The organism is Pantoea sp. EA-12 (assembly GCF_030053355.1).
GTDB classification, from domain to species: domain Bacteria; phylum Pseudomonadota; class Gammaproteobacteria; order Enterobacterales; family Enterobacteriaceae; genus Pantoea; species Pantoea vagans_C.
In genome coordinates this window covers 62292-87079 of the sequence record NZ_JASGBY010000017.1, presented here as the reverse complement: position 1 = coordinate 87079, position 24788 = coordinate 62292, and the positions used below count along the sequence as shown (strand labels likewise).

Below are 24788 nucleotides of genomic sequence, written 5' to 3'. Positions count from 1 at the left end.
AGATTTTTCTCAGTGCGAGTTTTGACTTTGGTCGGTAAAAACCGTTCTAATCATGGGCTAAGTGAATGATTTAGGGCCGAAGCAATGAAGAACCTGCCAGTCGCGCTGCTTGTTAGCCTCGCACTGACATTTCCCGCCTGGGCGGAGGACGCACCAGCGCAGGATCGTAGCGATCATCTGCCTGCTGCGCCCTATTTGCTGGCGGGCGCGCCCACCTTTGATATGACCATCGCGCAGTTCCGCGAAAAATATAATGCGGCGAATCCAGAACTGCCGCTGCTGGAATATCGCGCTATCGATAATCGCGACGACAAGAGCAACCTGACCCGCGCTGCCAGCAAAATCAGCGAAACGCTGTACGCTTCCACCGCGCTGGAGCAAGGCACCGGAAAAATCAAAACGCTGCAAATCACCTGGCTACCGGTTCCAGGCCCTGACATGAAAGCCGCGCAGGCCCGCGCCTTGGATTACATGACCGCCTTGCTGCGCTTTTTCGTGCCGGGATTGTCACCTGAAGACGGACGCAAAAAACTCGACTCCCTCCTCAATGCCGGTAAAGGCGTGCGCTATTTTGCTCGCACCGAAGGCGCACTGCGTTTTGTGGTGGCAGACAACGGCGACAAGGGTTTAACCTTCGCGGTTGAGCCGATAAAACTCTCGCTTGCTACCCCCTGATCAGTCCGGCAAAAATGACGAAAAGCAAAGCCAGCGGCACATTTGATCTCTATACTGTCTGGCAGACATCGCTGCCCGATGGCAGCGCTATTTCATGAATCGCGTTATGCGGAGGAAAGAATGCGACATCCACTGGTTATGGGTAACTGGAAACTGAACGGCAGTAAGCACATGGCGGGCGAGCTGATCGAAGGTCTGCGCAAAGAGCTGTCAGGTGTTGAAGGTTGTGGTGTAGCGATTGCCCCACCGGCTATCTATCTTGACCTGGCAAAACACGCCATTTCCGGTAGCCACATTGCACTGGGTGCTCAGAACGTCGACGTTAACCTGTCAGGCGCATTCACCGGTGAAACCTCCGCAGACATGCTGAAAGACGTCGGCGCGAAATACATCATTATCGGCCACTCTGAGCGCCGTACTTACCACAAAGAAAGTGACGAGTTCATCGCGAAGAAATTTGCGGTGCTGAAAGCGGCTGGCCTGATTCCCGTCCTGTGCATCGGTGAAACCGAAGCAGAAAACGAAGCGGGCAAAACCGAAGAAGTGTGCGCACGTCAGATCGACGCGGTGCTGGAAACTCAGGGTGCTGCTGCCTTTGAAGGCGTGGTTATCGCTTATGAGCCAGTCTGGGCGATCGGTACCGGTAAATCAGCCACCCCTGCTCAAGCTCAGGCCGTGCACAAATTCATCCGTGACCACATCGCGAAGAAAGATGCTGCGATTGCTCAGCAGGTGATCATTCAGTACGGCGGTTCTGTTAACGATAAAAATGCAGCAGAACTGTTCACCCAGCCAGACATCGATGGCGCGCTGGTTGGCGGTGCATCACTGAAAGCGGACGCTTTCGCAGTTATCGTGAAAGCCGCTGCGGCAGCGAAAAACGCTTAAGCTGTAGGCTACGGTTTAAAGGGCGGCCCAAGGGCCGCCTTTTTCATCATTACACGTAGCGGCGCAATTTATTGCGCGATAAATCGCGCCGCTACGGTTGGGTAGTGAGGGCGCGCATTGGCGGTCGTGGGTTTTATTAATGCAAAATCTGGCATTGATGGTCCTGCAACTCTTCCGCCGAACCGCTATTCAATTTCAGCCAGTTCCGCTCCAACGCCAGTAACGCCAGGCGGCCATCCGGTAACGCGACCAATGCCAGCCCAAATTTCCCCATCTCACTGCGTGCATTTGGCACTTCTTCTGCCAGACGGATAAACGCGCTTTGTTGCGCCAGTTCAGCGGTTGAAAGCGTACGAATCAGATAGTGGTGTTTGCGCAGCGTAGCGGATTGCCACTGCTGGTTAAGTCGTGCCGTCATGCTATCCAACTGCTGGCGAATATCAGGACGTAGGCAAGAGATGTGGATGTGCAGCTGATTCTGCGTACGCCCATATTGCGCATTAATCGCCAGCGACAGTGCACTATCAGCAATCGGCGCACCGCGTTTGTTCGCCAGTAAACTGCGCTGCTGCCAGGCGGCGGCGAACAGATTTGGCGTAGTGGGTTCGAGAATGATGGGGCTTTCCATGCCGGTGATTTTCTCAATCGGCATCAGTAAAAACTGTAATGGCCCGTTGAGGTCTTTTAACGTGACATAACCCTGTGTAGTGTTGACCTGCTGGCAAGGGGCAGGATTGCCGCTCTTCGCCATATTGGGTACGCACTTCTCACTGATGATCTGCCATAACGCATTAGAATTTTTCTGGAAGTGAAAGGCACTGACGATCAGCCCCACGATCAATAGCAGCAACAACACGGTCAATAACTTCAGGGTACGACGACTTCCCTGCATGGCCTGGCCCTCTGTTCATCACCTGCCTGCATCCTCGCCTGCCGAATGGGCAAAGTCACGGACTTTTGCTGCCACGCAAAGCAAAACGGCCAGCGCAAGGCTGACCGTTTCAATTTAAAGATGATGCGATTACGGTTTCATCACCTGATCATAGCTACCACCATCGGCGAAGTGGGTTTTCTGGGCCTGTGTCCAGCCACCAAACTTGCTGTCGATCGTGAAGAGTTTGACCGGGGCAAAAGTACTGGCAAACTTCTTGGCCACTTCAGGGTCGCGTGGACGATAGAAGTTTTCCGCCGCGATGGTCTGGCCTTCCGGTGAATAAAGGTACTTCAGATACTCTTCGGCGACTTTGCGCGTGCCCTGCTCATCCACCACTTTGTCCACGACGGAAACCGTTGGCTCAGCCAGAATCGACTCGCTCGGGGTGACGATCTCAAATTTGTCTTTACCCAGCTTATTCACCGCCAGATAGGCTTCGTTTTCCCAGGCAATCAGCACATCGCCAATACCACGTTCAACAAAGGTATTGGTCGCGCCGCGCGCGCCGGAATCCTGCACTTCGACATTCTTGAACAGCGCTTTCACATAAGCCAGCGCTTTGGCCTGATCGCCATTATTTTGGTCCAGTGCCCAGCCCCATGCGGCCAGATAGTTCCAGCGTGCGCCGCCAGAGGTTTTCGGGTTCGGAGTGATTACCGAGACTCCAGGCTTGATCAAATCGTTCCAGTCATGGATGCCCTTCGGGTTGCCTTTGCGTACCAGGAACACGATGGTTGAGGTGTAAGGTGCGGAGTTATCAGGCAGGCGTTTGATCCAGTTTTTATCGATACGACCACGGTCAGCAATGGCATCTACGTCAGACTGCAACGCCAGCGTCACCACATCGGCACGAATGCCGTTGATGACTGAGGTTGCCTGCTTACCTGAACCGCCGTGCGACTGGCGAATCACCACGTTGTCGCCGGTCTCTTGCTTGTAGTGTGCGCTAAACGCTTTGTTGTACTGCTCGTACAACTCACGCGTTGGATCGTAAGAAACGTTTAACAGCTGGATATCCTTTGCCAAAACACTGGTTGAAGCCAGTAACAGGGTGACACCAATACTCCACTTGTTCATTGCTTGCTCTCCCGAGGTCGTTATAGAACAAGACTGACACAAACCAATCCATAGATTAAAGAATTAAAAAAGAGTGTTTATAACTTCGGGGAATATAAGGGTGCACAAAAAAGGGCGCGATGAAGGTCGCGCCCTGATGCTGTTTGATTAGTAGAGTTTTTTCGCGGTGTCGAGCCAATCGCGTTTGAACGGACGCTTCATGTTCTCAATCGCATCGATGATGTCGTGGTGCACCATCTTCTCGTTTTGGATACCGACGCAACGGCCGCCGTAACCCTGCAACAGCAGTTCAATAGAGTAAGCACCCATGCGTGAAGCCAGAATACGGTCATAGGCACATGGCGCACCGCCACGCTGAATGTGGCCAAGTACGGTGGCGCGGGTTTCACGTTTGGTTTCCGCTTCAATGTAATGTGCCAGGTCGTCGATATCACAGATGTGCTCAGTGATCGCCACAATGGCGTGCTTTTTACCTTTAGCGATACCGGCTTTGATCTCTTCCACCAGCTCTTCGCGGGTGTAAGGGATTTCCGGCAGCACGATAAATTCGCAACCGCCAGCAATCGCGGCAGCCAGGGTAAGATCACCGCAGTAACGACCCATCACTTCAACGATAGAGATACGCTGGTGTGAAGATGAGGTGTCGCGCAGACGGTCAATCGCTTCCACCACGGTTTCCAGTGCGGTGAAGTAACCAATGGTGTAGTCGGTTCCTGCTACGTCGTTATCAATGGTGCCTGGCAGACCAATACACGGGAAACCCATTTCAGTCAGACGCTTGGCACCCATGTAGGAGCCGTCACCGCCAATCACTACCAGCGCATCAATGCCGCGCTTTTTCATGTTCTCAATCGCGACCTGGCGAACTTCCTCATTACGGAAATCCGGGAAGCGCGCAGAGCCAAGGAAAGTGCCGCCACGGTTGATCATGTCTGACACGCTGTAGCGGTCGAGGTTGATCATGCGATCTTCATACAATCCCAGATAGCCGTCGTAGATACCAAAAACTTCAAGGCCTTCACTCAGCGCGGAACGGACAACTCCGCGAATGGCTGCGTTCATGCCTGGGGCGTCACCGCCGCTGGTCAGTACTCCGATTTTTTTGATCATGACAACCTCTGGATTGTTCAAAACTAAGGATTATTCCTGCCTGCCGACCGGTGTAAACCCATTCACGATCGTGCGGCTTAATAGTTGCAGATAGTATATCAAAGGCTTGATGCTGAATTGATTCAGGTCAGACAAGTTTTCGCTAATTTTTTACAGAGTTGTTAGCGTTACATCATTTTTATCACGCAACGCCATGATATTTAACCGCTAAAACTGAAAAAAACCTTGCTGATTTTCAGGCACCACCGAACAGGGATCCTGATGAATGATCACGTCAGAACCGGGAAATTTTTGCCGCAATGCTTGCTCAATCTGATCGGCCACCTGATGCGCCTGCAGCAACGGTAAGTGATCATCCATTTCCAGGTGCAGCTGTATGAAACGCGTCGGCCCAGACTGACGCGTACGTAACGCATGCGCACCACGTACGCCCGGCCAGTCACTGACTACATCAATAATTGCCTGTTTTTCTTCTTCCGGCAACGCGCGATCCAATAGCGATTGCACCGCTTCATAGCCCATACGCAATGCGTTATAGAGAATGTAGACGCCGATCCCCAAGGCGAATAACGCATCTGCCCTGACAAAACCATAGCTGCTTAACACCAGGGCAACCAGAATTGCGCCGTTCATCACCACATCGGATTGATAGTGCAGCATATCCGCTCGAATGGCCTGGCTACGTGTACGCCTGACAACCCAGCGCTGGAACGTCACCAGCAACAGCGTTGATAACAGGGCAACCACCGTCACCACAATGCCTACCAGCGGTGAATGCAGCGTATTGGGTGACGCAAGGTGCTGAATACCGGTAAGGAAGAGAAACAGGGCAGAACCGGAAATGAACATGCTCTGAGCCAGCGCTGCCAGCGACTCCGCTTTACCGTGACCAAAGGTATGATCATCATCGGCTGGCTGTAATGAATAGCGCACCACTAACAGGTTGGTGAGTGATGCGGCAATATCGACCAGTGAATCGACCAGCGCGGCCAACATGCTGACTGACCCGGTTAGCCACCAGGCGAAAACTTTGACGATTAACAGCAGTGTCGCCAGTGTCGTTGCTGCCAGCGCCGCCCGATTGACGAGTTTTGCATAGGAGGGATCCATGCCTTGCCTCATTAAAGCGCACGCTAAAGCGCCACGCCGTGGTTAAATCATGGCTAAAGTTTATCATCGGCCAGCTTAAGCTGCGTGGATTGAATATTAAGTTAATGATGCGTCAGCGCAATGACAGGCAAAAAAAACCCCGCCATCATGGCGGGGAAGACAGGGATGGTGTCTATGGCAAGGAAAACAGGGATACTATGTTACTGGTTACTGCTGGTACTACTCACTGCATGCAGCGGTGATGATGGCTGCAATCCGGAGAGCTGACGCATATTGTTGAGACGCCGCTCATAATTCTGCTGCAATAACGCTTGCTGTGCAGGCGTAAGCAGGTGATACATCTGGTTACGAACCCGAGCCATCTCAACTTGCAGTTCAACCTGCGCGCGGGCTTGTTTTTCTGCCTGCTGGCGGATGGCCGATTCGTTAAATTTGTCTGCAATGACAAGGTCATGCATAGTTTCAATGTCCTGAACGCTCAATACGGGGCGTTCGTGTCGCGCTTGCTGCATCAGGTCTCGCATCTGTTGCCGCTGTTGTTCAGTCAGCTCAATGCCATCGAACATGTGGCTTTGCGGATTTTGCGTCATACTGCCTGTCGTCAATCCGCTGTTCTGATGCATCTCGTCAATCGTCGTCGTGTCTGCTGCTTCTGCGCTGGCGTGACTGAGAACCATCGCTGAGGCAATGACGACGGCGGTTAAGTAGCGCATCGTTTACTCCCAGTTCGTTCCGTTTTGCGATTCAACGAGAGCTAGTGTACGGCGATGGCTGCAAACATCCGTCAGGGGGTGTAAAACTACGTAAAGCGTTGGATTGCAGGTCATGGAACACGGTATTTTGCCTGCGGAGGGCAATAAAAAATGAATAAAATCCTGTTGGTTGATGACGACCGCGAATTAACTTCGCTGCTTAAAGAACTGCTTGAAATGGAAGGTTTTGAGGTGATTGTCGCCGGTGATGGCGAGCAGGCGCTCAACCTACTGGACAACACCGTTGACTTGTTATTGCTCGACGTCATGATGCCGAAAAAGAACGGTATTGATACGTTGAAAGAATTACGCCAGCAACACCAGACTCCGGTCATTATGCTGACCGCGCGTGGCAGTGAGTTAGATCGCGTTCTCGGCCTTGAGCTGGGCGCGGACGACTATCTGCCAAAACCGTTTAACGACCGCGAACTGGTAGCGCGTATCCGCGCTATTTTGCGCCGTTCAAACTGGAGCGAACAGCAACAGCAGCATGACAACAGCTCGCCAACGCTGGAAGTGGATTGTTTACGCCTGAATCCCGGTCGCCAGGAAGCCAGTTTCGATACTGAAACACTGGATCTTACGGGTACCGAATTCACCCTGCTTTATTTGCTGGCACAGCATTTGGGTCAGGTGGTTTCGCGCGAACATCTAAGCCAGGAAGTACTGGGCAAACGCCTGACGCCGTTTGACCGTGCCATTGACATGCATATCTCTAACCTGCGTCGTAAATTGCCGGAACGTCGTGATGGTCATCCGTGGTTTAAAACTCTGCGCGGACGCGGCTATCTGATGGTTTCGGCATCATGATTGGAAGTTTGACCACCCGTATCTTCGCCATCTTCTGGCTCACGCTGGCGTTGGTGTTGATGCTGGTTTTGATGGTGCCCAAACTCGACTCACGCCAGATGACATCGCTGCTGGAAAGTGAGCAACGACAGGGCACCATGATTGAACAGCACGTTGAAGCTGAACTGTCACAAGACCCGCCTAACGATTTGATGTGGTGGCGTCGGCTATTTCGCGCCATTGATAAATGGGCCCCGCCGGGGCAACGTTTATTGCTGGTGACCAGTGAAGGCCGCGTCATCGGCGCTCAACACAATGAAATGCAGGTGATCCGTAACTTTATCGGCCAGGCAGATAACGCCGATCATCCGCAGAAGAAGAAGTATGGTCGTGTGGAAATGGTCGGCCCCTTCGCCGTGCGCGATGGCGAAGACAATTACCAGCTTTACCTGATTCGACCTGCCACCAGTTCGCAGCTGGATTTTGTTAACCTGTTATTTGATCGACCTTTACTGCTGCTGATTGTCACGATGCTGATCAGCTCGCCACTGCTGTTATGGCTGGCGTGGAGTCTGGCTCGCCCGGCACGCAAACTTAAGTACGCGGCTGATGAAGTAGCAAGCGGTAACTTACGCCAGCATCCTGAACTGGAATCCGGCCCACAGGAGTTTCTCGCCGCAGGATCGAGCTTCAACCAAATGGTGAGTGCGCTAGAACGTATGATGACTGCTCAACAGCGCCTGCTGTCTGACATCAGCCATGAACTGCGCACGCCACTTACGCGCCTCCAGTTGGCCACAGCGCTGCTGCGTCGTCGTAACGGTGAAGGTAAAGAGCTACAACGTATCGAAACGGAAGCACAGCGCCTGGATGGCATGATTAACGATCTGCTGGTGCTGTCGCGCACGCAACACAAAAATGCGCTGGTGAGTGAAGCGATGAAGGCAAACCAGCTTTGGAATGGCGTGCTGGAAGACGCCAAATTCGAAGCAGAGCAGATGGGTAAAACCATGGATGTGCCTTACCCGCCTGGCCCATGGCCGCTCTATGGCAACCCGCATGCGCTGGAGAGTGCGTTGGAAAATATCGTGCGTAATGCGTTGCGCTATTCCCACAACCACATCAGTGTCAGCTTCTCAGTAGATATTCAGGGTATCACTGTCCACGTCGATGATGATGGCCCAGGCGTCAGTGCCGAGGATCGCGAACAGATTTTCCGTCCGTTTTATCGCACAGATGAAGCGCGCGATCGTGAATCCGGTGGCACCGGTTTAGGTCTGGCGATTGTTGAAACGGCCGTCCAGCAACACCGAGGTTGGGTGAAAGCGGATGACAGTCCACTGGGGGGCCTGCGTCTTACGCTGTGGTTACCGCTGTACTCCGCTCGCCAATAATTTGCTATGCTTCGGCCCTCGTTTCCGGGGGCCTTATGCTGAACATCGTTTTATTTGAACCTGAAATCCCGCCAAATACCGGCAATATCATCCGCCTCTGTGCGAACACCGGCTTTCAGTTGCATCTGATTGAGCCGCTGGGCTTTGCCTGGGATGATAAACGCCTGCGCCGTGCCGGGCTGGACTATCACGAATACACCTCGCTGAAGAAACACGCCAATTATGCGGCGTTTCTCGCGTCAGAAGCCCCACAGCGACTCTTTGCCTTGACCACTAAAGGGACACCAGCACACAGCGCGGTAAGTTATCAGAAAGGGGATTATTTGCTGTTTGGTCCAGAAAGCCGTGGATTACCGGCAGAGATTCTTAATGCGCTGCCTGCAGAGCAGAAAATCCGCATTCCGATGATGGCGGAAAGTCGCAGTATGAACCTGTCAAATGCGGTATCTGTGGTGGTGTATGAAGCGTGGCGCCAGCTTGATTACAGTGGCGCACTGATCAAAAGCTAGATGCCGTCGCCGTATTCAAAACCGGCGCCATTGAAGAGTTGATCCATATCCATTGATGGCTTATCACTGGTGGGTTTACCAACGATGCGCGCCGGTACGCCTGCCGCTGTGGTATGCGGAGGTACGGGTTGCAAGACTACCGACCCGGCACCAATTTTCGCGCCGCGTCCCACTTCAATATTGCCCAAGATCTTGGCGCCCGCCCCAATCATCACGCCTTCACGGATCTTCGGATGGCGATCGCCGCTGGTTTTACCGGTACCGCCTAACGTCACCGACTGCAAAATCGACACGTCGTTTTCCACCACCGCCGTTTCACCAATGACGATGCCAGTTGCATGGTCGAGCATGATGCCGCGACCAATACGTGCAGCCGGGTGAATATCCACCGCGAAGGAGACTGAGATTTCATTCTGCAGGTAAACAGCCAGAGCACGACGCCCCTCTTTCCACAGCCAGTGACCAATGCGATAGGCTTGCAACGCATGGAAGCCTTTCAGATAGAGCAAAGGTGTGGAATATTTATCGACGGCCGGGTCACGCATACGTACTGCCTGGATATCATAAGCCGCTGAGACAATCATCTCTGGGTCTTCACGATAGGCTTCTTCAACGATCTCGCGCACGGCGATAGCAGGCATAATGGGGTTCGCCAGTTTGTTCGCCAGCATGTAGCTCAGCGCACTGCCGAGGTTCTCATGCTTAAGCAATGTCGCGTGATAAAAACTGGCCAGCATGGGTTCACAATCAGCCAGCGCTCTGGCTTCAGCTTTGATGTTGTTCCAGACCAGTTCTAACTCTTCTGACGACATTGCTCTGTGCTCCCGATAAAAAAAGCGCCTGAGAGGCGCTGCAGGTGGTTTAGCTGGGCATCCGGCTTCAGCTTTGGCTGTTTTCGTCCTTCCTTGCACGGCCAAGTAAACTCAATGCTGCCTCTCGCGCCGATTTTTCGCAATACAAGACCTGATAAATCTGCTCAGTTATCGGCATCTCGACACCCATTCGTGCCGCCAATGCTTTGACTTCTTTAGTGTTTCGATAACCTTCTACAACTTGTCCGATAATGCGTTGTGCCTCATCAACGCTCTCACCCTGCCCCAGCATCATGCCAAAACGACGGTTGCGTGATTGATTATCGGTACAGGTCAGCACTAAATCGCCTAGCCCCGCCATCCCCATAAAAGTGGTGGGATCAGCACCTAACGCAGCTCCCAGGCGGCTCATTTCTGTCAGGCCACGCGTGATGAGCGCGGTTCGGGCGTTAGCGCCAAAACCGATACCATCAGAAATGCCAGCGCCAATGGCGATCACGTTTTTCACGGCACCGCCAAGCTGCACACCAATGAAGTCCGGATTGTTATAAACGCGGAAGCTTTTACCGCAGTGCAGTTTTTGCTGCAGATCGTCAGCGAATTGCGCATCCGTAGCTGCCAGCGCAATGGCGGTTGGCAATCCTGCCGCAAGTTCTTTCGCAAAGGTTGGCCCGGAAATCACTGCCAGCGGAATGCTATCGCCCAGAATTTCACGTGCGACATCCTGCAATAAACGCCCGGTTTCTTTTTCCAGGCCCTTAGTTGCCCAGACAATGCGAGAATCCGCGCGCAGATGTGGCTTAAGCTGAGTCAGCACGTCGCCAAAAACATGGCTGGGCACGACCACAAGCAGATCGCGGCTGGCATTAACGACTGTCGCCAGATCGGCCTCAGGGGCAAGATTATCGGGGAAAGGAACATCGGGCAGGAAAGCGGTATTGCATCGGTCAGCTTTGAGCTGCGCCACGCTTTGCGGGTTGTGGCCCCAAAGTAATACCGGATGGCCGTTGCGGGCCAGCGTGATGGCCAATGCGGTGCCGTACGAGCCGGCACCGATGACGCTAATAGAAGCGTTGAGTGTAGTCATCAGGCATCCTGACGTGGCGCTTCGCCTTCACCTTGCTGCTGCAGATAGTTCATGAACAGGGCATCAAAGTTAACTGGCGCCAGATTGAGCTGCGGGAAAGTACCACGTGATACGAGGCTGGTGATGCACTCACGCGCATACGGGAACAGAATGTTCGGGCAGTATGCGCCGAGGCAATGTGCCATCTGCGTACCTTCGATACCGCCGATAGTGAAGATACCTGCCTGCTGGACTTCACACAGGAACGCGGTGTCTTCACCCACAGTTGCGGTCACGGTCACACGCAGAACGACTTCGTACACTTCATCAGCCAGCTGAGACGATGCAGTGTCCAGGTCCAACTTCACTTCAGGTTCCCACTCTTTCTGGAAAACCTGAGGGGCATTTGGCGCTTCGTAAGAAACGTCTTTGGTGTAAACACGTTGAATCTGGAACTGCATTTCGTTAGTAGAATGTTCTGACATGTGACTAAATCCTGTGAGTTAAATTGTCTTATCGAGAAATTATGCCTGGAGTAAGGGATCCAGTCCCTGACGCCCATCCAGCGCGTAAAGATCGTCACAGCCACCAATGTGCTGCGCATCAATAAAAATTTGTGGAACCGTTGTACGCCCGCTGCGTTGGATCATTTCTTCACGTTTCGTCGCGTTCCCATCAATAGGAATCTCCTTGAACGACACGCCTTTTTGATCCAGCAACGCCTTTGCTCTGTGGCAATACGGGCAGGTCACTTTGGTATAAATCTCTACATTAGCCATGCGGATACCTCAGGGAATTATTTACCGCGTACCAGCGGCAGATTCTCACCACTCCAGCCGCTCACGCCATCTTTCAGCACGGAAACGTTCTCAAAACCTGCGGCACTCAATTTCGCTGCCGATTCACCCGCACTTTGACCGGTGGCACATACCACAATTATGGGCTGTGACTTGTGCTTTTCCAGATCGGCAAAGCTGCCTTTTTTAATATCAGCGGCAGCAACGTTAATCGCCCCTGAAATGTGTCCTTTGCGATAGTCATCGCGCGAGCGCACGTCTACAACCACCGCGTCCTCTTTGTTAATCAGGTGGGTTGCTTCGCCACGGCTGATGGTTTTTATCTTAGAGAACATTCCTTTAACGGTGGTCACAATCACCAGAACGAGTAAAACAACCCATGCCAGACTAAGGATGGTGTGATTGCTTGCAAACTGCATAATATCTTGCATGAGGGGTAACGACTCCAGACCGGGCTAATTAAGCTAAAACAAGGGTTCTGAGTATACCTGCGCCACTTCTCATGTACAGTCGTGAAGCGGGCAGAGTTACGATTTGTGCGTCATTTTCCAAAAAAAGTGTTCTAATCGCAAAATTAAGACAAAGTTAATGCCAGTAAGCTCGGCACGGACATCTTTCGTTAAGCAAAACCCGCCCGGGATAACTGGTAAGCGGCTGTTCATCGTGGAATAATTATCGACTATGAAGGGAAAAGCGACCGTTACACACACAAGGACTCGCCACAACGGCCCAGCGCATCCGTTGTTATTTCGCTGGTCCGAAATCTCCCGAAGCCTGCTCTGTGCGGGCGCGCTGTTGTTGCCGATTGCCGCTCACAGCGCGGATGACAGCAAAACGCAGCTGAAATCCATTCAGCAAGATATCGCCGAAAAAGAAAAGAGCGTCAAAGCGCAGAAACTGCAGCGCAGCAAACTCCTTGACCAACTGCAAAGCCAGGAAAAAGTGATTGCTCAAGCCAGCCGTCAATTGCGCGAAACGCGTAATAGTCTGACCGCGCTAAACGGCGAAATCGCACAGATAACCACCTCTATCTCTCACCTGGAAAAACAGCAGGCCCAGCAGGAAAAATTGCTGGCGCAACAACTGGATGCGGCGTTCCGTCAGGGGCAGCACAATGGTTTGCAATTGCTGTTAGGTGGTGAAGAAGCGCAGCGCAGTGAACGTATTCTGGCTTATTTCGGCTACCTCAATGCCGCACGTCAGAAAAACATCGACGATCTCAAACAAACCCAGCAGCAGCTCGCGGAACAGCGCCAGGCATTACAAGGCAAACAGGAACAGCAGAAATCGCTGTTGTCACAGCAGCAGACACAGCAAACCAAGCTGGAAACCGCCAGTGCAGCACGCAAGAAAACGCTGACGGTGCTGGAAAGCTCGCTGGAAAAAGATCAAGCCGATCTGGTCGAAATGCGGGAAAACGAAAGCCGCCTGCAAGATAAAATTGCCAAAGCAGAACGTGAAGCACGTGAACGTGCGGAACGCGAAGCGCGCGAGGCAGAGAAAGTTCGCCAACGCCAGGCGCAGGCAAAAGCCAAAGGTTCCAACTATCAGCCCACGCAGAGCGAGCGTGAACTGATGGCACGTACCGGCGGACTTGGCAGGCCTGGTGGCCAGGCACTTTGGCCGGTCAACGGACGTATAGAACATCGCTTCGGCGAATCCATGCAGGGCGAACTGCGCTGGAAAGGTCTGGTGATTGATGCACCAGAAGGTACAGAAGTGAAAGCCATCGCCGATGGACGCGTACTGATGGCCGACTGGCTGCAAGGCTACGGTCTGGTTGTGGTGCTGGAGCATGGTAAAGGCGACATGAGTCTTTATGGCTACAACCAAAGTGCGCTGGTGAGCGTCGGTACTCAGGTGAAGGCAGGACAGCCTATCGCCTTAGTGGGTACCAGTGGCGGCCGCGGCACGCCTTCGCTCTACTTTGAAATCCGACGCCAGGGAAAGGCCGTCAATCCACTACCGTGGTTAGGAAGATAAGTGTTGTTTCAGCCCCGAAAGCTTTCAATCGCGCTCTGTGCGCTGTTTTTGTCACTTTCTGCTCAGGCCGGCAAACTTTCGATAGTCATCGACGACTTCGGTTACCGGCCTGTAGAAGAGAACAAAGTGTTGCAAATGCCAGCGGCGATTTCCGTCGCTGTACTTCCCAATGCACCACACGCGCGTGAAATGGCGACCAAAGCCCATCAGGGCGGCCATGAAGTGTTGATCCATCTGCCCATGGCACCGCTCAGTAAGCAGCCACTGGAGAAAGACACCCTCACCCCGGAAATGAGTAGCGAGGAAATCGCCCGCATCATTCGCGATGCGACGGGTAAAGTCCCATTCGCCGTGGGTCTGAACAACCATATGGGCAGCAAAATGACCTCAAGCCTGCCTGGCATGCAAAAAGTGATGCAGGTACTTAACCAGTACAACTATTACTTTCTTGATAGCATGACGATTGGCAACAGCCAGTCCATTCCAGCCTCGCAGGGCACGCACGTTAAAGTACTTAAACGGCGGGTATTTCTTGATGACAGCCAGAATGAAGCTTCGATTCGTGAGCAATTCACTCGTGCCGTGAAGCTGGCACAACGTGATGGCTATGCCATTGCGATTGGTCATCCGCATCCAACCACGGTTCGCGTGTTACAACAGATGCTGCCATCACTGCCAGGCGATATCACCTTGGTACGCCCAAGCCAGTTGCTGAATGAGCCGTTGCATCAGGGATCCGGCCCATCCTCTCAGCCAGCAAAACCGCTGCCTACCAAGTTCCATGCGCCGGGCGTGTGTAAGGTGAGTAAACCGCTGCCGCCAATACCACAGAGCCGTGCGGTGGATCTGATTATCGAGCATGTTTCAGAAAGCAAACTAATCAAACAGTTAGGTTCGCTTTTCTAAGCTAATCGTCAACAACATGAAAAATTAACGTCAGTGCCATTCGGGACTGGCGTTTTTTTCGTTATGATAACGAAATTATTTCCCAGCATTGATGTCAAATTTGCCAGGTTCTTAGGGTTAATCGGATTAATGAAAAAGATTTGGAAAATAAATTTAATCAATAACGTACTGAGTTTGCATGCCAGACTGAGTCAGATTGATAAAAATAAGCAGCCGTTAAGTTCAAATCATGAATTTGAACGCATTGTTATTTTCTCAACGACTGCATTAGGTGATTTACTCTTCAACACCCCAGCCATTAAAGCCATAAAACGCCGTTATCCTGCTGCCAAACTTATGCTGGTATCCAGTGATAAAAACCGCGACCTGGTCGAAAAAAGTGAATGGTTTGATCAAGTCGCCATCTGGGATAATAAAATCGTTCGTGCACCAAACCTGATTAGAAAAATACGTCAATTTCAACCAGATTTAACATTACTTTTACATTCAAGCCTGGGTTACGATATTTTATGCTCCCGCCTTGGTGGTTCAAAGTATATCCTTAGAGATAACTTTCGCCATGACAAACCGGTATTTAACCATTGGCTGGATAAATACTCGACCAGCGTAGATGGCCATATCATTCAACGCAAAATGGATTTAATTAGCGTTTTAGGCTGTGATCCGGCCGATATTAAAATGCAGTTTCCGATTGCAGTTAATAAAACACCGCGCAGCGCTCTGAGTCCAACCATTGGTTTTCAGATGGGGGCATCAGGTAAAAATCGCTGCTGGCCTGTTGAGCATTTTGCTCAATTAGCAGAACGTATTTTCACTGACATTGCTGACTCGAAGGTGATATTGACAGGTGCAGGACAAGACCAGCCGATTGAAAAAGAGTTCTTCAAAATGTTGCCTGAAAAATATCACTCCCGAGTGACGTCCTACATTGGAAAAACCCGTCTTCCAGCGTTGATTGAACTCATCAATTCAATCGATGCCTTAGTCACCGGTGACACCGGTCCGCTGCATATTGCCATTACAGCCCAAACGCCAACAGTGAGCCTGTACGTCAGCGCAAACCCACGGCATACAGGCCCGTATCAGGATTTAGACATTCATCAGACGATAAGAATTGAACCTGAGTTAAACGATGATCCGCATTTCCCTTTACGTAAAATAAGCGTTGACCAAGTTTATAATGCCTTGATTAAAAATATTAAATCCTAAAATTATGCTACCAGATAGATCTTTATCTGGTAGCATAATCCCCCTAAGATTTACGAGATGACAATACAACTGCCAATGGCAGCCAGAATAATACCCATGTCTCACCTGGACCGCCGATAACAAACATACCTTGTGTCACAAAAAACATGAGTGAGAATAGATAAATTGAGGCTTCCAGTCCCAAACCTTGATGAAACTTTTTGTACGCATGATACATACCATTAATGATAAGACTGGCCAATAACAACACACCAACTACACCACCTTTCAAGAAGGTAGAAACATAAACACTGTGTGTGGTAGTAACATGCTGACCAATACTATTAACGAAAGTCAGTTGCTTATCAAATCCCCAACCAAAATAAGGATGGACAAAAGCCTCTGAAAGCGCATGCTGCCAGATACCAAATCGAATAAAGCTCTGAGCATACGCAGAAATGATTCGTGCATAAAACTCACTACCATAGTCAGTAAAATAGAAAAACAGGGATACAACGACAATAGATAGTGCGGTGTATAGAATATGGCGGAGATGAACATGTTTGTACTGCGCAAATAATACAGCCAACGCTATCAGTAGAGCTAATAAAGGCCCGCGACTCTGTGTCAATAGCAACCCAATGAAGAGTAGCGATGCAGGTAAATATATCCAATGCTTACCTGACTCCCGTGCAATAATTAATGCACTTAGAATACCAAGAGCAAAATACCCTCCTAAATCAATAACGTTCTCAGGAGCTGCAAAAAATCCGTTTTCAAGCCTATTAGTTAACAGCGTACTTTTATCTACGAATAAAAATGTAAGGAGTAGTAAGATAAAGCATCCAAAAAAAATCAAACCATGTAATTTCAAAACACCATATCGATTAATGCAATAGTTAACCATGCATACAAAAAAAATAAGATAAAAAGAATGTTTAATCGTGGATATTATATTCCATGGGTTTTCAGTCCATAGATTTGCCAGACTAAAGTAAAATAAAAAGAGAGTTACCACCCCTATGGAAGCCCAAGGAAACCCTCTTAAAAAGATGTTTTCCTTACGATGAATAACCCAATGCAACATCATCAGCATTATTGATAGATGAAATAAATTACTTACTTTCCCTGCACCAGTAAAAATGGTCATCAAAAACAGAAATGCCATAAATGATACTGATGAAAAAAACTCAACCTTATTACTATTTTTTAAAAATGACATCTGGCGTCGCCTTTTCAAAGACTTCCTCATTAAGACCACTTGTTAGAGATAAATTATAAACCTTCACACCTGCACGGCTCAAATCCCTACTCGCATGTAAAAAAGCAGGCTTTATTACATGGTTAAAGTTTTCCTCTAGAAAACTTTTTTGCTTGTTTTTTTCATTTTCATAAAATCGAGGGGATGAGAAATTATTCATATCCACTCCCGCCAATAATATCCTTCCCCGGCAGAGCCACGAAGCTATTTGTAAGGCCCAATATGCTACGGTACCCGCATCAAAAACCCCCTGCCGAATATCCCAAGAAAAACCAGATAAGGGTTTGGTAGGATAAAGAGAGAGACCTATATTATTACTATAAGAAGTTACATATTCAGATGGTGGTACATTTTTTCGATAAACTTTATAACTTACATCTTCAATGATAGCCAAACGACAGCGTATGTTTTCATGGCCAACACAATTCAATATATCATTGAGACAATGCACTGTGGTAAAAAGAGTTAAGTTAGGATTATCTAAAACCTGAGCAACAATATCAAAGCGATTTTCCACAAAACCGCGGTCCACAATTATATAATATGAGAACTCCACTTTTTTACTGAGATGGTAAGTTCCATTCACTCCAAAAAATGTAGTTCCTGACAGTGAATCAAAATCAATTTTATTGACGGAGGGGCCAGATGCCAATATTGTCACATCACCAGCAACCACTTTATGCAGTGCCGTCAAGGACTCAATTTTTATTTCATTTTTACGCCAGATAAGACGCTCGATATGATCGTCTTGACCTCGCTTTATAGTGATATGTGGCCAGAAATTCTCATTGTGGCGGAAATCCCTGCCATGAGTGTAGCGATAGATCTGTTTAAATAAGGAGCCCATTCAGAGCATTTCCTGTAATTCTTCCATTACTCGCCCCGATGAAATTGCCTGCATTGTGCCATCTTCACCGCGTAATTCGTGCTGGTTTTGCCCATACCCCCCAATCAAGCCCGGATCGGTTGGCCCAAAGAGCGTGATATTGGGCCGGTCCAGCGCGGCTGTCAGATGACTCAAGCCCGTATCCACAGAGACCACCGCGCGCGCGCCTGCTAACTGCTGCGCAACCTGTTCCAGCGTAAGCTTTGGCAGCACCTCAACATGTGTAAACCCCTCAGCCATTCTTAATGCACGCTGATGTTCATGCTCTGCCCCCCAAGGAAGCTTTATTTTCAGGCCCGTTGGCTGTACCAGCTCTATCAGTTCACGCCAGTGCGATTCCGGCCAGTGTTTATTGTCACGCGTGGTCGCGTGCAGGAACACCAGGTACTGATGTGCGTCATGGGGCAGCGTGGAGAGGAAATGTCGGGCAATTGCATAGTCGCCTTGCGTAGCCGGTTTCTCATAGCCCAGGCTTTTGGCAAACAGTTCCCGCGTCCGTTCAACGGCATGCTGTTGCTTATTGATTTCATGGCGTTTGTCATACCACCAGCTGGCAAAAGGTTCACGCGCACTCCGGCTGTCTTGCCCGTGTTTAATCCCCTTAGCCAATCGCGTGACCAGCGCGGCACTTTTGATCAGGCCTTGCGCATCAATGATCACGTCATACTCACGCGATTGCAGGTCACGCTTGAAGAGCACACGCTCTTCGCGCTGCTGGCTGCCAAACCAGTGTTTACGCCAGCGGCGAATGGCAACCGGCAGGACTTTATCCACTGCTGGGTGCCAGCCTGGGATTTGAGCGAAGTTCTCTTCCACTGCCCAATCAAAACGTATGCCAGGCACGGCCTGCATCGCATCAGTGAGTGCAGGTAAGGTGTGCAGCACGTCTCCCATTGAGGAGGTTTTAACAATCAAAACGTGCATGGCTACTCCCGCACCGGCTGCAGCAGCGCACTCAGTTCCTGGTGAACACGAGCAGGCTGAATATCAATTAAACTCTGGTGATAGCCTTCTTCGGCATCACCCTTACGCACTTTGTGATAGCCCGTGATCAAACGAATAACGCGAGCCTGATGAGACAATGGCGGCGTAAAATCCGGGCTGCTTGGGCCATACAACGCCACAAGTGGGCGATTTAGCGCGGCGGCAATATGCATTAAGCCAGAGTCATTACTGACAACGGCAGCACAGTGAGCAATCAAAATCACGGCCTGCTCCAACTGCGTGTCACCGGCCAGATTTTTGCAGCGTGCGCGCGCGTCGTCTGATAGCGATTGCACAATAGTGTCACCGGTTTCACGATCTTTCGCCGAACCGAACAGCACAACCTGGTAGCCTTCACCAATCAGTTGTTCCGCTAAGGCAGCATAGTGATAGTGCGGCCAGCGTTTTGCCGGGCCGAATTCTGCCCCTGGACAAAAACCAATGACCGGGCGGTCGGCGGACAGTGAAAATTGCGCGGCCGTCATGCGCTTTTCTTCATCATCTACGCGCAGTTGCGGCCAGAGCAAGGGCTGCGGTAATTCCTGGGCAGAAGATACTGGCTGGTCATAACCCAGCGCCACATAACGCTCGACCATCAGCGGAAATGCCGGTTTATCCAATACACGTACATCATTCAGCAAGCCATAACGCATCTCACCACGCCAACCGACGCGGCGTTTAATTCCGGCAAAAAACGGCACCAGCGCCGATTTAAACGAGTTAGGCAGCACATAAGCGCGATCATACCCACTGGCGCTGAGGGATTTCCCCAAACGACGCCGCTCACCCAGCGCTAAGGCACCATGGCCAAGCGGCATCGCCAGCGCCTGATTGACCTCTGGCATGCGTGACAGTAAAGGCCGACACCAGGCCGGCGCCATCACATCAATCACCGCATCTGGATGCTCAGCCTTGAGCGTGCGATAGAGACTTTGCGACATCATCATATCGCCGACCCAGGATGGGCCAATAACCAGAATTTTCATCGCTGGTGCCGGATTCCTTATGCGTTACGATTCAGCCATGCCATGTACTCACCCACACCCTGCGCGACAGTTTTGAACGGCTTGTCGTATCCCGCTGCACGCAGGTTGGTGAGATCGGCTTGGGTGAAGGCCTGATAACGACCTTTCAACTTGTCTGGGAACGGAATGTACTCAATCTGGCCCTTCTGATGGAAATTCAGCACTGCATCCGCCACTTCCTGGAAGGATTCTGCGCGACCCGTACCACAGTTGTAGATACCCGAAATGCCGTTCTCCCAGCACCACAGGTTAACCGCAACCACATCATCAACGTGGATGAAGTCACGGCGGAAATCGTCGCTGCCTTCAAACAGTTTCGGATTTTCACCGCCGCCGATCTGGGTGTTGAGGTGGAAAGCCACGCTGGCCATGCTGCCTTTATGCCCTTCACGTGGACCGTATACGTTGAAGTAACGGAAACCACACACCGGCGAATTTGCCTCTGGCAAAATCTGACGCACATAATGGTCAAACAGCATTTTTGAGTAGCCATAGACGTTGAGCGGCTGCTCGTACTGGCGTTCTTCGATGAAGTTCTCATTACGTCCGCCGTAGGTGGCGGCTGAAGAGGCATACAGGAACGGAATTTCACGCTCCAGGCAGAAATGCAGCAGATCTTTTGAGTACTGATAGTTGTTATCCATCATGTACTTGCCGTCCCACTCGGTGGTCGCTGAGCAAGCACCTTCATGGAACACCGCTTCAATCGGACCCAGATCCTCGCCGGACATGATGTAAGAGAGGAATTCCTCTTTATCCATGTAATCCGCGATATCGAGGTCCGCGAGGTTCACGAATTTGGTGCCGTCTTTCAGATTATCCACCACCAGAATATCGGTAAGACCGCGATCGTTCAGCGCTTTAACAATGTTGCTGCCAATCATGCCAGCGCCACCGGTTACGATAATCATATGCTTTGCCTTTAAACAGTTTGGGGTGAAACAGGAGGTTTCACGCACGAATACCTAACATCATAACATTTCAGCCCGAGACAGGCAGCCAGATGACTCTGCAACGGCTGCACAAATCGCAACCATCACGTGAACTATGCTGCAAAACTGAGATTTCCCTGGCGTAAACGTCGGCACGATGCTTTTCGATCAGTAATATGTGCCAAAATTTTGCTATCTGAGGAGCAGAATCATGTCCAGTCAGTTTTATTCACAAATCCGTCAACAGCTTGAGACAACACGTCAGGACGGATTGTTCAAACAGGAACGCACCATTACGTCGGCACAGCAGGCGGAAATTACCGTCGCCAATAGCCCGCCCGTCATTAACTTCTGCGCCAATAACTATCTTGGCCTGGCTAATCATCCTGCGTTAATTCAGGCAGCCAAAGAGGGCATGGATTCGCATGGCTTTGGCATGGCGTCGGTGCGTTTTATCTGCGGTACTCAGGATATTCATCAGCAGTTAGAACATAAGCTGGCGGCGTTTCTGGGCATGGAAGATGCCATACTTTTCTCCTCCTGTTTTGATGCCAACGGCGGTCTGTTTGAAACCCTATTCAGCGCAGAAGACGCCATCATTTCTGATACGCTCAACCACGCCTCGATCATTGACGGTGTGCGCTTGTGCAAAGCCCAGCGATATCGCTATGCCAATAACGATATGAGCGAGCTACGCATCCGCTTGCAAGAGGCGCGTGATAAGGGCGCACGTCACATCCTCATCGCCACCGATGGCGTGTTCTCGATGGATGGCGTTATCGCTAATTTGCAGGGTATTTGCGATTTAGCCGACGAATTTGATGCAATGGTCATGGTGGATGATTCTCATGCCGTTGGCTTTGTCGGCGCATCCGGGCGTGGCTCGCACGAATATTGTGGCGTCATGAACCGCGTCGATATTCTGACCGGCACCTTAGGTAAGGCGTTGGGTGGCGCATCCGGCGGCTACGTGGCCGCCAAAAAAGAGGTCGTCGAGTGGCTACGTCAACGTTCACGCCCTTACCTGTTCTCTAATTCGCTGGCTCCCGCCATTGTCACCGCCTCACTGCGTGTGCTGGACCTGCTGAGTGAAGGCGATGGCTTACGCCAGCGTCTGTGGGAAAATGCCCGCTTCTTCCGCGAAAAAATGACAGCCGCAGGCTTTACGCTGGCGGGAGCCGATCACGCCATTATTCCGGTGATGTTGGGTGATGCCAAAGTGGCACAGCAGTTTGCCAGCTTGCTGCAACAGGAAGGCATTTACGTCACGGGCTTCTTCTATCCGGTGGTGCCGCAGGGCCAGGCGCGCATCCGCACGCAGATATCTGCCGGACACACGCAGGCACAGCTTGAGCATGCCGTCGCGGCCTTTACGCGCATTGGACAGCAACTGGGTGTGATTACAGGAGCGGCAAAATGAAAGCGCTGGCTAAATTAAAAGCCGAAGAAGGCATCTGGATGATCAAGGATGCACCGATTCCAGAACCTGGCCATAACGACCTGCTGATTAAAATCCGCAAAACCGCGATTTGCGGTACGGATGTGCACATCTACAACTGGGATGACTGGTCGCGTAAGACTATTCCCGTCCCGATGATCACGGGCCACGAATATGTCGGCGAAGTCGTGGGAATGGGTGAAGAGGTTAAGGGGTTTTCAGTTGGCGATCGCGTTTCAGGTGAAGGCCACATCACCTGCGGCCATTGCCGTAACTGCCGCGCCGGGCGCACGCATCTCTGCCGCAACACGGTTGGGGTGGGTGTTAATCGTCAGGGCTGTTTCGCTGAATATCTGGTCATCCCCGCCTTTAACGCCTTCAAAATCCCTGACAATATTCCGGACGAACTGGCCGCGATTTTTGATCCCTTCGGTAATGCCGTACATACCGCGTTGTCATTTGATCTGGTCGGTGAGGATGTGCTGATCTCTGGCGCGGGTCCGATTGGCATCATGGCAGCGGCAGTATGCAAACATGTGGGTGCGCGTAATGTGGTGATCACCGATATCAACGAGTATCGGCTTGGTCTGGCACGCCAGATGGGGGTCACTCGCGCAGTCAACGTAGCGCAGGAAAATCTGCGTGATGTGATGGCGGAATTGGGCATGACCGAAGGTTTCGATGTCGGTCTGGAGATGTCTGGCGCCCCCCCAGCGTTTCGCACGTTATTGGACGTCATGAACCACGGTGGGCGCATCGCCTTACTGGGGATCCCTCCGGGTGAGATGGCCATTGACTGGAATCTGGTGATCTTTAAAGGATTATTCATCAAAGGCATTTATGGCCGTGAGATGTTTGAGACCTGGTACAAAATGGCGGCGCTGATTCAGTCTGGCCTCGATTTAACGCCCATCATTACGCACCGCTACCACATCGATGATTTCCAGCAAGGATTTGACGAGATGCGCTCTGGTCGCTCTGGGAAAGTGGTATTGAGCTGGGATTAACCGTTTGCGGGAGGTAACCAGCCCTCCCGCAGACTTCATCGACTCAATGCCAGATAGTGCTGACAGATTGATAAAGTATCAAACCCGGCAAATGCATCGGCCTGTATGAGTGGCGGATGCTGATAAATCTCCTGCATTTTCTCCGCCAGGGATTCCGGATTAAGTTCGGACAGACCACGCGCTAAATCGCCCTGCAATAACCACTCTGGGCCGCCGGGACAACGGGTGCTCACCACAGGCGTGCCGCAGAGCATCGCTTCGATGAGTACGTTTCCAAAGCCCTCGCTATCCGAACTGACAATCAACATGGTTGCCCGGCTTATCCAGGCATAAGGGTTCAGCGTAAAGCCCTGGAAAATCACCCGGTCGGCGATACCCAGCGCCTGCGCTTGCGCTTGCAGGGCGGCTTTGCGATCAGGTGAACCCTGGCCTAATAGCACTAAGGGTTGTTGGATGTTACTCAACGCATAGGCTTTAAGCAGACGGTCATGGCGCTTAGTTTCGTGGAAGCGCCCCACATGCACCAGAAAACCAGCCAACGGCACCTCAGCCGGCTCGGCGGCCAGTTGTCGAATTTTTTCAACATCGAATGGGTTACCAATCACCGCTTCATGTGAGGGCTGCACGGCAAAGGCAGATTTGAGATCTTCAAGCACCGCAGGCGAGACACCCACCACGTTGCGCCCCTGATAAACCTGACGGATTTTACGTGCCTTCAACCAGCGTGATAAGCCAGTGCGATGCCCCAAATAAGACGCAGAAAATACGCCGTGTAGGCAAAACCAGGTTTTCTCCTGCCGAAGTGCATGGCTGCGGCGCACAATACGGTCGGTTTTGTGCAGGTGTGAGACTACAAGATCGAATTGGCCGCCCTCCTTTTCCGCCTTCCTGACGGCGACATCCAGTAAACGAGCACGCCGATTGAGTTCAGTCAACTTGCGCCACGGCTTACGGTTGGTGTCCTGAATGACGTGATAATCCGCGCCTTCTGGCAATGGATACTCGCACACTTTGCGCAGGGAAAAGAGTGAGACTCGATGCCCCAGCGCCAACATACCGGCAACCAGCGTCAACACCACCTTCTCGGCGCCGCCGCCTGGTAAACCATCGATCACCATCAGTATGCGTTTTGACAAATTGTCCTACCTATCAGTTTTAGAAAACGGGTGAATGCCAGCTATGTGCGGGGAATATTAACGCACATTCATCCCCCTTTCCGCCTGTTTACTGCCGTGGCAAATAGTTTTGCGTCACTGCAGGGCACA

General features: G+C 51.3%; 26 protein-coding genes. 10 read left to right on the top strand and 16 right to left on the bottom strand.

All coding sequences use genetic code 11. The features are described from left to right. The first annotated feature begins 84 nt into the window (after nucleotides 1–84). Complete coding sequence (locus QMZ30_RS21325) at nucleotides 85–675, top strand: YiiQ family protein (RefSeq protein WP_283228870.1); 591 nt, start codon at nucleotides 85–87, stop codon at nucleotides 673–675. 120 nt (nucleotides 676–795) lie between these two features. Continuing rightward, nucleotides 796–1563 (top strand): triose-phosphate isomerase, encoded by a 768-nt coding sequence (tpiA, locus tag QMZ30_RS21320; protein ID WP_039328259.1) that lies wholly within the window; start codon nucleotides 796–798, stop codon nucleotides 1561–1563. A gap of 136 nt (nucleotides 1564–1699) precedes the next feature. On the opposite strand, the gene QMZ30_RS21315 is transcribed toward tpiA, so the two are convergent. From QMZ30_RS21315 to cpxP, 5 genes are all read right to left on the bottom strand, one after another. Continuing rightward, nucleotides 1700–2455, bottom strand: coding sequence for a CDP-diacylglycerol diphosphatase (locus QMZ30_RS21315; protein WP_283228869.1), 756 nt, complete (start codon nucleotides 2453–2455; stop codon nucleotides 1700–1702). A 129-nt stretch (nucleotides 2456–2584) separates the two neighbouring features. Continuing rightward, complete coding sequence (locus tag QMZ30_RS21310) at nucleotides 2585–3574, bottom strand: sulfate ABC transporter substrate-binding protein (protein ID WP_058970414.1); 990 nt, start codon at nucleotides 3572–3574, stop codon at nucleotides 2585–2587. A gap of 147 nt (nucleotides 3575–3721) precedes the next feature. Further along, nucleotides 3722–4684, bottom strand: coding sequence for a 6-phosphofructokinase (gene pfkA / locus QMZ30_RS21305; protein ID WP_039328251.1), 963 nt, complete (start codon nucleotides 4682–4684; stop codon nucleotides 3722–3724). A 207-nt stretch (nucleotides 4685–4891) separates the two neighbouring features. Beyond that, nucleotides 4892–5794 (bottom strand): CDF family cation-efflux transporter FieF, encoded by a 903-nt coding sequence (gene fieF, locus QMZ30_RS21300; protein ID WP_283228868.1) that lies wholly within the window; start codon nucleotides 5792–5794, stop codon nucleotides 4892–4894. Between the two features lie 200 nt (nucleotides 5795–5994). Then, entirely contained in the window at nucleotides 5995–6507 is a 513-nt protein-coding gene (gene cpxP, locus QMZ30_RS21295; RefSeq protein ID WP_283228867.1) for a cell-envelope stress modulator CpxP, read from the bottom strand. Nucleotides 6508–6657: 150 nt separating this feature from the next. Here cpxP and cpxR point away from each other — a divergent pair, with 150 nt between their 5' ends. Genes cpxR through trmL form a run of 3 tightly spaced genes read left to right on the top strand, consistent with a single transcriptional unit; the run spans nucleotide 6658 to nucleotide 9238 of the window. Continuing rightward, nucleotides 6658–7356 (top strand): envelope stress response regulator transcription factor CpxR, encoded by a 699-nt coding sequence (gene cpxR / locus QMZ30_RS21290; protein ID WP_039328240.1) that lies wholly within the window; start codon nucleotides 6658–6660, stop codon nucleotides 7354–7356. Next, nucleotides 7353–8729 (top strand): envelope stress sensor histidine kinase CpxA, encoded by a 1377-nt coding sequence (gene cpxA, locus QMZ30_RS21285; RefSeq protein ID WP_039328236.1) that lies wholly within the window; start codon nucleotides 7353–7355, stop codon nucleotides 8727–8729. Before cpxR ends, cpxA begins: the two co-directional genes overlap by 4 nt. A 35-nt stretch (nucleotides 8730–8764) precedes the next feature. Then, nucleotides 8765–9238 carry a tRNA (uridine(34)/cytosine(34)/5-carboxymethylaminomethyluridine(34)-2'-O)-methyltransferase TrmL gene (gene trmL, locus QMZ30_RS21280; protein ID WP_039328230.1) on the top strand — a complete coding sequence of 158 codons (474 nt, stop codon included), beginning with the start codon at nucleotides 8765–8767 and terminating at the stop codon, nucleotides 9236–9238. On the opposite strand, the gene cysE is transcribed toward trmL, so the two are convergent. The 5 genes from cysE to QMZ30_RS21255 form a co-directional block, all read right to left on the bottom strand. After that, nucleotides 9235–10050, bottom strand: coding sequence for a serine O-acetyltransferase (gene cysE, locus QMZ30_RS21275; RefSeq protein ID WP_039328225.1), 816 nt, complete (start codon nucleotides 10048–10050; stop codon nucleotides 9235–9237). The two genes, trmL and cysE, sit on opposite strands and share 4 nt — an antisense overlap. A gap of 67 nt (nucleotides 10051–10117) precedes the next feature. Then, nucleotides 10118–11137 (bottom strand): NAD(P)H-dependent glycerol-3-phosphate dehydrogenase, encoded by a 1020-nt coding sequence (gpsA, locus tag QMZ30_RS21270; RefSeq protein WP_039328222.1) that lies wholly within the window; start codon nucleotides 11135–11137, stop codon nucleotides 10118–10120. Next, a complete protein-coding gene (gene secB / locus QMZ30_RS21265; protein WP_034823785.1) occupies nucleotides 11137–11601 on the bottom strand; it encodes a protein-export chaperone SecB in 465 nt (154 codons plus the stop codon). The genes gpsA and secB overlap by 1 nt, the downstream gene beginning before the upstream one ends. A 39-nt stretch (nucleotides 11602–11640) precedes the next feature. Then, complete coding sequence (gene grxC / locus QMZ30_RS21260) at nucleotides 11641–11895, bottom strand: glutaredoxin 3 (RefSeq protein ID WP_039328217.1); 255 nt, start codon at nucleotides 11893–11895, stop codon at nucleotides 11641–11643. A gap of 17 nt (nucleotides 11896–11912) precedes the next feature. Then, entirely contained in the window at nucleotides 11913–12344 is a 432-nt protein-coding gene (locus tag QMZ30_RS21255; protein ID WP_039328214.1) for a rhodanese-like domain-containing protein, read from the bottom strand. Between the two features lie 250 nt (nucleotides 12345–12594). Here QMZ30_RS21255 and envC point away from each other — a divergent pair, with 250 nt between their 5' ends. The 3 genes from envC (at nucleotide 12595) to QMZ30_RS21240 (ending at nucleotide 16011) form a co-directional block, all read left to right on the top strand. Beyond that, on the top strand, nucleotides 12595–13896 hold the full coding sequence (gene envC, locus QMZ30_RS21250; protein WP_058970422.1) for a murein hydrolase activator EnvC: 1302 nt from the start codon (nucleotides 12595–12597) through the stop codon (nucleotides 13894–13896). A 3-nt stretch (nucleotides 13897–13899) separates the two neighbouring features. Then, nucleotides 13900–14802: a divergent polysaccharide deacetylase family protein gene (locus QMZ30_RS21245; RefSeq protein ID WP_283228887.1), complete on the top strand. Its 903-nt coding sequence runs from the start codon at nucleotides 13900–13902 to the stop codon at nucleotides 14800–14802. Nucleotides 14803–14931: 129 nt separating this feature from the next. Further along, nucleotides 14932–16011 carry a glycosyltransferase family 9 protein gene (locus QMZ30_RS21240; protein ID WP_283228866.1) on the top strand — a complete coding sequence of 360 codons (1080 nt, stop codon included), beginning with the start codon at nucleotides 14932–14934 and terminating at the stop codon, nucleotides 16009–16011. A 43-nt stretch (nucleotides 16012–16054) separates the two neighbouring features. On the opposite strand, the gene QMZ30_RS21235 is transcribed toward QMZ30_RS21240, so the two are convergent. The 5 genes from QMZ30_RS21235 to rfaD are packed head-to-tail and all read right to left on the bottom strand — an operon-like array spanning nucleotide 16055 to nucleotide 21057. Beyond that, complete coding sequence (locus tag QMZ30_RS21235; protein WP_283228865.1) at nucleotides 16055–17212, bottom strand: O-antigen ligase family protein; 1158 nt, start codon at nucleotides 17210–17212, stop codon at nucleotides 16055–16057. After that, nucleotides 17193–18098: a WaaZ-like lipopolysaccharide core biosynthesis protein gene (locus QMZ30_RS21230; RefSeq protein WP_283228864.1), complete on the bottom strand. Its 906-nt coding sequence runs from the start codon at nucleotides 18096–18098 to the stop codon at nucleotides 17193–17195. The genes QMZ30_RS21235 and QMZ30_RS21230 overlap by 20 nt, the downstream gene beginning before the upstream one ends. Next, nucleotides 18099–19061 (bottom strand): lipopolysaccharide heptosyltransferase RfaC, encoded by a 963-nt coding sequence (rfaC, locus tag QMZ30_RS21225; protein WP_283228863.1) that lies wholly within the window; start codon nucleotides 19059–19061, stop codon nucleotides 18099–18101. 2 nt (nucleotides 19062–19063) lie between these two features. After that, complete coding sequence (rfaF, locus tag QMZ30_RS21220; RefSeq protein ID WP_283228862.1) at nucleotides 19064–20107, bottom strand: ADP-heptose--LPS heptosyltransferase RfaF; 1044 nt, start codon at nucleotides 20105–20107, stop codon at nucleotides 19064–19066. A 17-nt stretch (nucleotides 20108–20124) separates the two neighbouring features. Continuing rightward, complete coding sequence (gene rfaD / locus QMZ30_RS21215) at nucleotides 20125–21057, bottom strand: ADP-glyceromanno-heptose 6-epimerase (RefSeq protein ID WP_283228861.1); 933 nt, start codon at nucleotides 21055–21057, stop codon at nucleotides 20125–20127. Between the two features lie 232 nt (nucleotides 21058–21289). Here rfaD and QMZ30_RS21210 point away from each other — a divergent pair, with 232 nt between their 5' ends. Both QMZ30_RS21210 and tdh read left to right on the top strand, forming a co-directional pair. Then, nucleotides 21290–22498 carry a glycine C-acetyltransferase gene (locus QMZ30_RS21210; protein WP_283228860.1) on the top strand — a complete coding sequence of 403 codons (1209 nt, stop codon included), beginning with the start codon at nucleotides 21290–21292 and terminating at the stop codon, nucleotides 22496–22498. Then, on the top strand, nucleotides 22495–23523 hold the full coding sequence (gene tdh, locus QMZ30_RS21205; RefSeq protein WP_283228859.1) for an L-threonine 3-dehydrogenase: 1029 nt from the start codon (nucleotides 22495–22497) through the stop codon (nucleotides 23521–23523). Before QMZ30_RS21210 ends, tdh begins: the two co-directional genes overlap by 4 nt. Nucleotides 23524–23558: 35 nt before the next feature. On the opposite strand, the gene QMZ30_RS21200 is transcribed toward tdh, so the two are convergent. Then, complete coding sequence (locus tag QMZ30_RS21200) at nucleotides 23559–24641, bottom strand: glycosyltransferase (protein WP_283228886.1); 1083 nt, start codon at nucleotides 24639–24641, stop codon at nucleotides 23559–23561. Between the last annotated feature and the right edge of the window lie 147 nt (nucleotides 24642–24788).

Excerpts from the sequence above, each read along its gene's own strand:
- fieF (WP_283228868.1), bottom strand. The coding sequence starts at position 5,794 with ATGGATCCCTCCTATGCAAAACTCGTCAATCGGGCGGCGCTGGCAGCA.
- cpxP (WP_283228867.1), bottom strand. The coding sequence starts at position 6,507 with ATGCGCTACTTAACCGCCGTCGTCATTGCCTCAGCGATGGTTCTCAGT.
- cpxR (WP_039328240.1), top strand. The coding sequence starts at position 6,658 with ATGAATAAAATCCTGTTGGTTGATGACGACCGCGAATTAACTTCGCTG.
- rfaF (WP_283228862.1), bottom strand. The coding sequence starts at position 20,107 with ATGAAAATTCTGGTTATTGGCCCATCCTGGGTCGGCGATATGATGATG.
- QMZ30_RS21240 (WP_283228866.1), top strand. The coding sequence starts at position 14,932 with ATGAAAAAGATTTGGAAAATAAATTTAATCAATAACGTACTGAGTTTG.
- grxC (WP_039328217.1), bottom strand. The coding sequence starts at position 11,895 with ATGGCTAATGTAGAGATTTATACCAAAGTGACCTGCCCGTATTGCCAC.
- trmL (WP_039328230.1), top strand. The coding sequence starts at position 8,765 with ATGCTGAACATCGTTTTATTTGAACCTGAAATCCCGCCAAATACCGGC.
- envC (WP_058970422.1), top strand. The coding sequence starts at position 12,595 with ATGAAGGGAAAAGCGACCGTTACACACACAAGGACTCGCCACAACGGC.
- rfaC (WP_283228863.1), bottom strand. The coding sequence starts at position 19,061 with ATGCACGTTTTGATTGTTAAAACCTCCTCAATGGGAGACGTGCTGCAC.
- rfaD (WP_283228861.1), bottom strand. The coding sequence starts at position 21,057 with ATGATTATCGTAACCGGTGGCGCTGGCATGATTGGCAGCAACATTGTT.
- QMZ30_RS21315 (WP_283228869.1), bottom strand. The coding sequence starts at position 2,455 with ATGCAGGGAAGTCGTCGTACCCTGAAGTTATTGACCGTGTTGTTGCTG.
- cysE (WP_039328225.1), bottom strand. The coding sequence starts at position 10,050 with ATGTCGTCAGAAGAGTTAGAACTGGTCTGGAACAACATCAAAGCTGAA.
- tpiA (WP_039328259.1), top strand. The coding sequence starts at position 796 with ATGCGACATCCACTGGTTATGGGTAACTGGAAACTGAACGGCAGTAAG.
- QMZ30_RS21255 (WP_039328214.1), bottom strand. The coding sequence starts at position 12,344 with ATGCAAGATATTATGCAGTTTGCAAGCAATCACACCATCCTTAGTCTG.
- QMZ30_RS21210 (WP_283228860.1), top strand. The coding sequence starts at position 21,290 with ATGTCCAGTCAGTTTTATTCACAAATCCGTCAACAGCTTGAGACAACA.
- cpxA (WP_039328236.1), top strand. The coding sequence starts at position 7,353 with ATGATTGGAAGTTTGACCACCCGTATCTTCGCCATCTTCTGGCTCACG.
- QMZ30_RS21235 (WP_283228865.1), bottom strand. The coding sequence starts at position 17,212 with ATGTCATTTTTAAAAAATAGTAATAAGGTTGAGTTTTTTTCATCAGTA.
- tdh (WP_283228859.1), top strand. The coding sequence starts at position 22,495 with ATGAAAGCGCTGGCTAAATTAAAAGCCGAAGAAGGCATCTGGATGATC.
- QMZ30_RS21325 (WP_283228870.1), top strand. The coding sequence starts at position 85 with ATGAAGAACCTGCCAGTCGCGCTGCTTGTTAGCCTCGCACTGACATTT.
- pfkA (WP_039328251.1), bottom strand. The coding sequence starts at position 4,684 with ATGATCAAAAAAATCGGAGTACTGACCAGCGGCGGTGACGCCCCAGGC.
- secB (WP_034823785.1), bottom strand. The coding sequence starts at position 11,601 with ATGTCAGAACATTCTACTAACGAAATGCAGTTCCAGATTCAACGTGTT.
- QMZ30_RS21310 (WP_058970414.1), bottom strand. The coding sequence starts at position 3,574 with ATGAACAAGTGGAGTATTGGTGTCACCCTGTTACTGGCTTCAACCAGT.
- QMZ30_RS21200 (WP_283228886.1), bottom strand. The coding sequence starts at position 24,641 with ATGGTGATCGATGGTTTACCAGGCGGCGGCGCCGAGAAGGTGGTGTTG.
- QMZ30_RS21230 (WP_283228864.1), bottom strand. The coding sequence starts at position 18,098 with ATGGGCTCCTTATTTAAACAGATCTATCGCTACACTCATGGCAGGGAT.
- gpsA (WP_039328222.1), bottom strand. The coding sequence starts at position 11,137 with ATGACTACACTCAACGCTTCTATTAGCGTCATCGGTGCCGGCTCGTAC.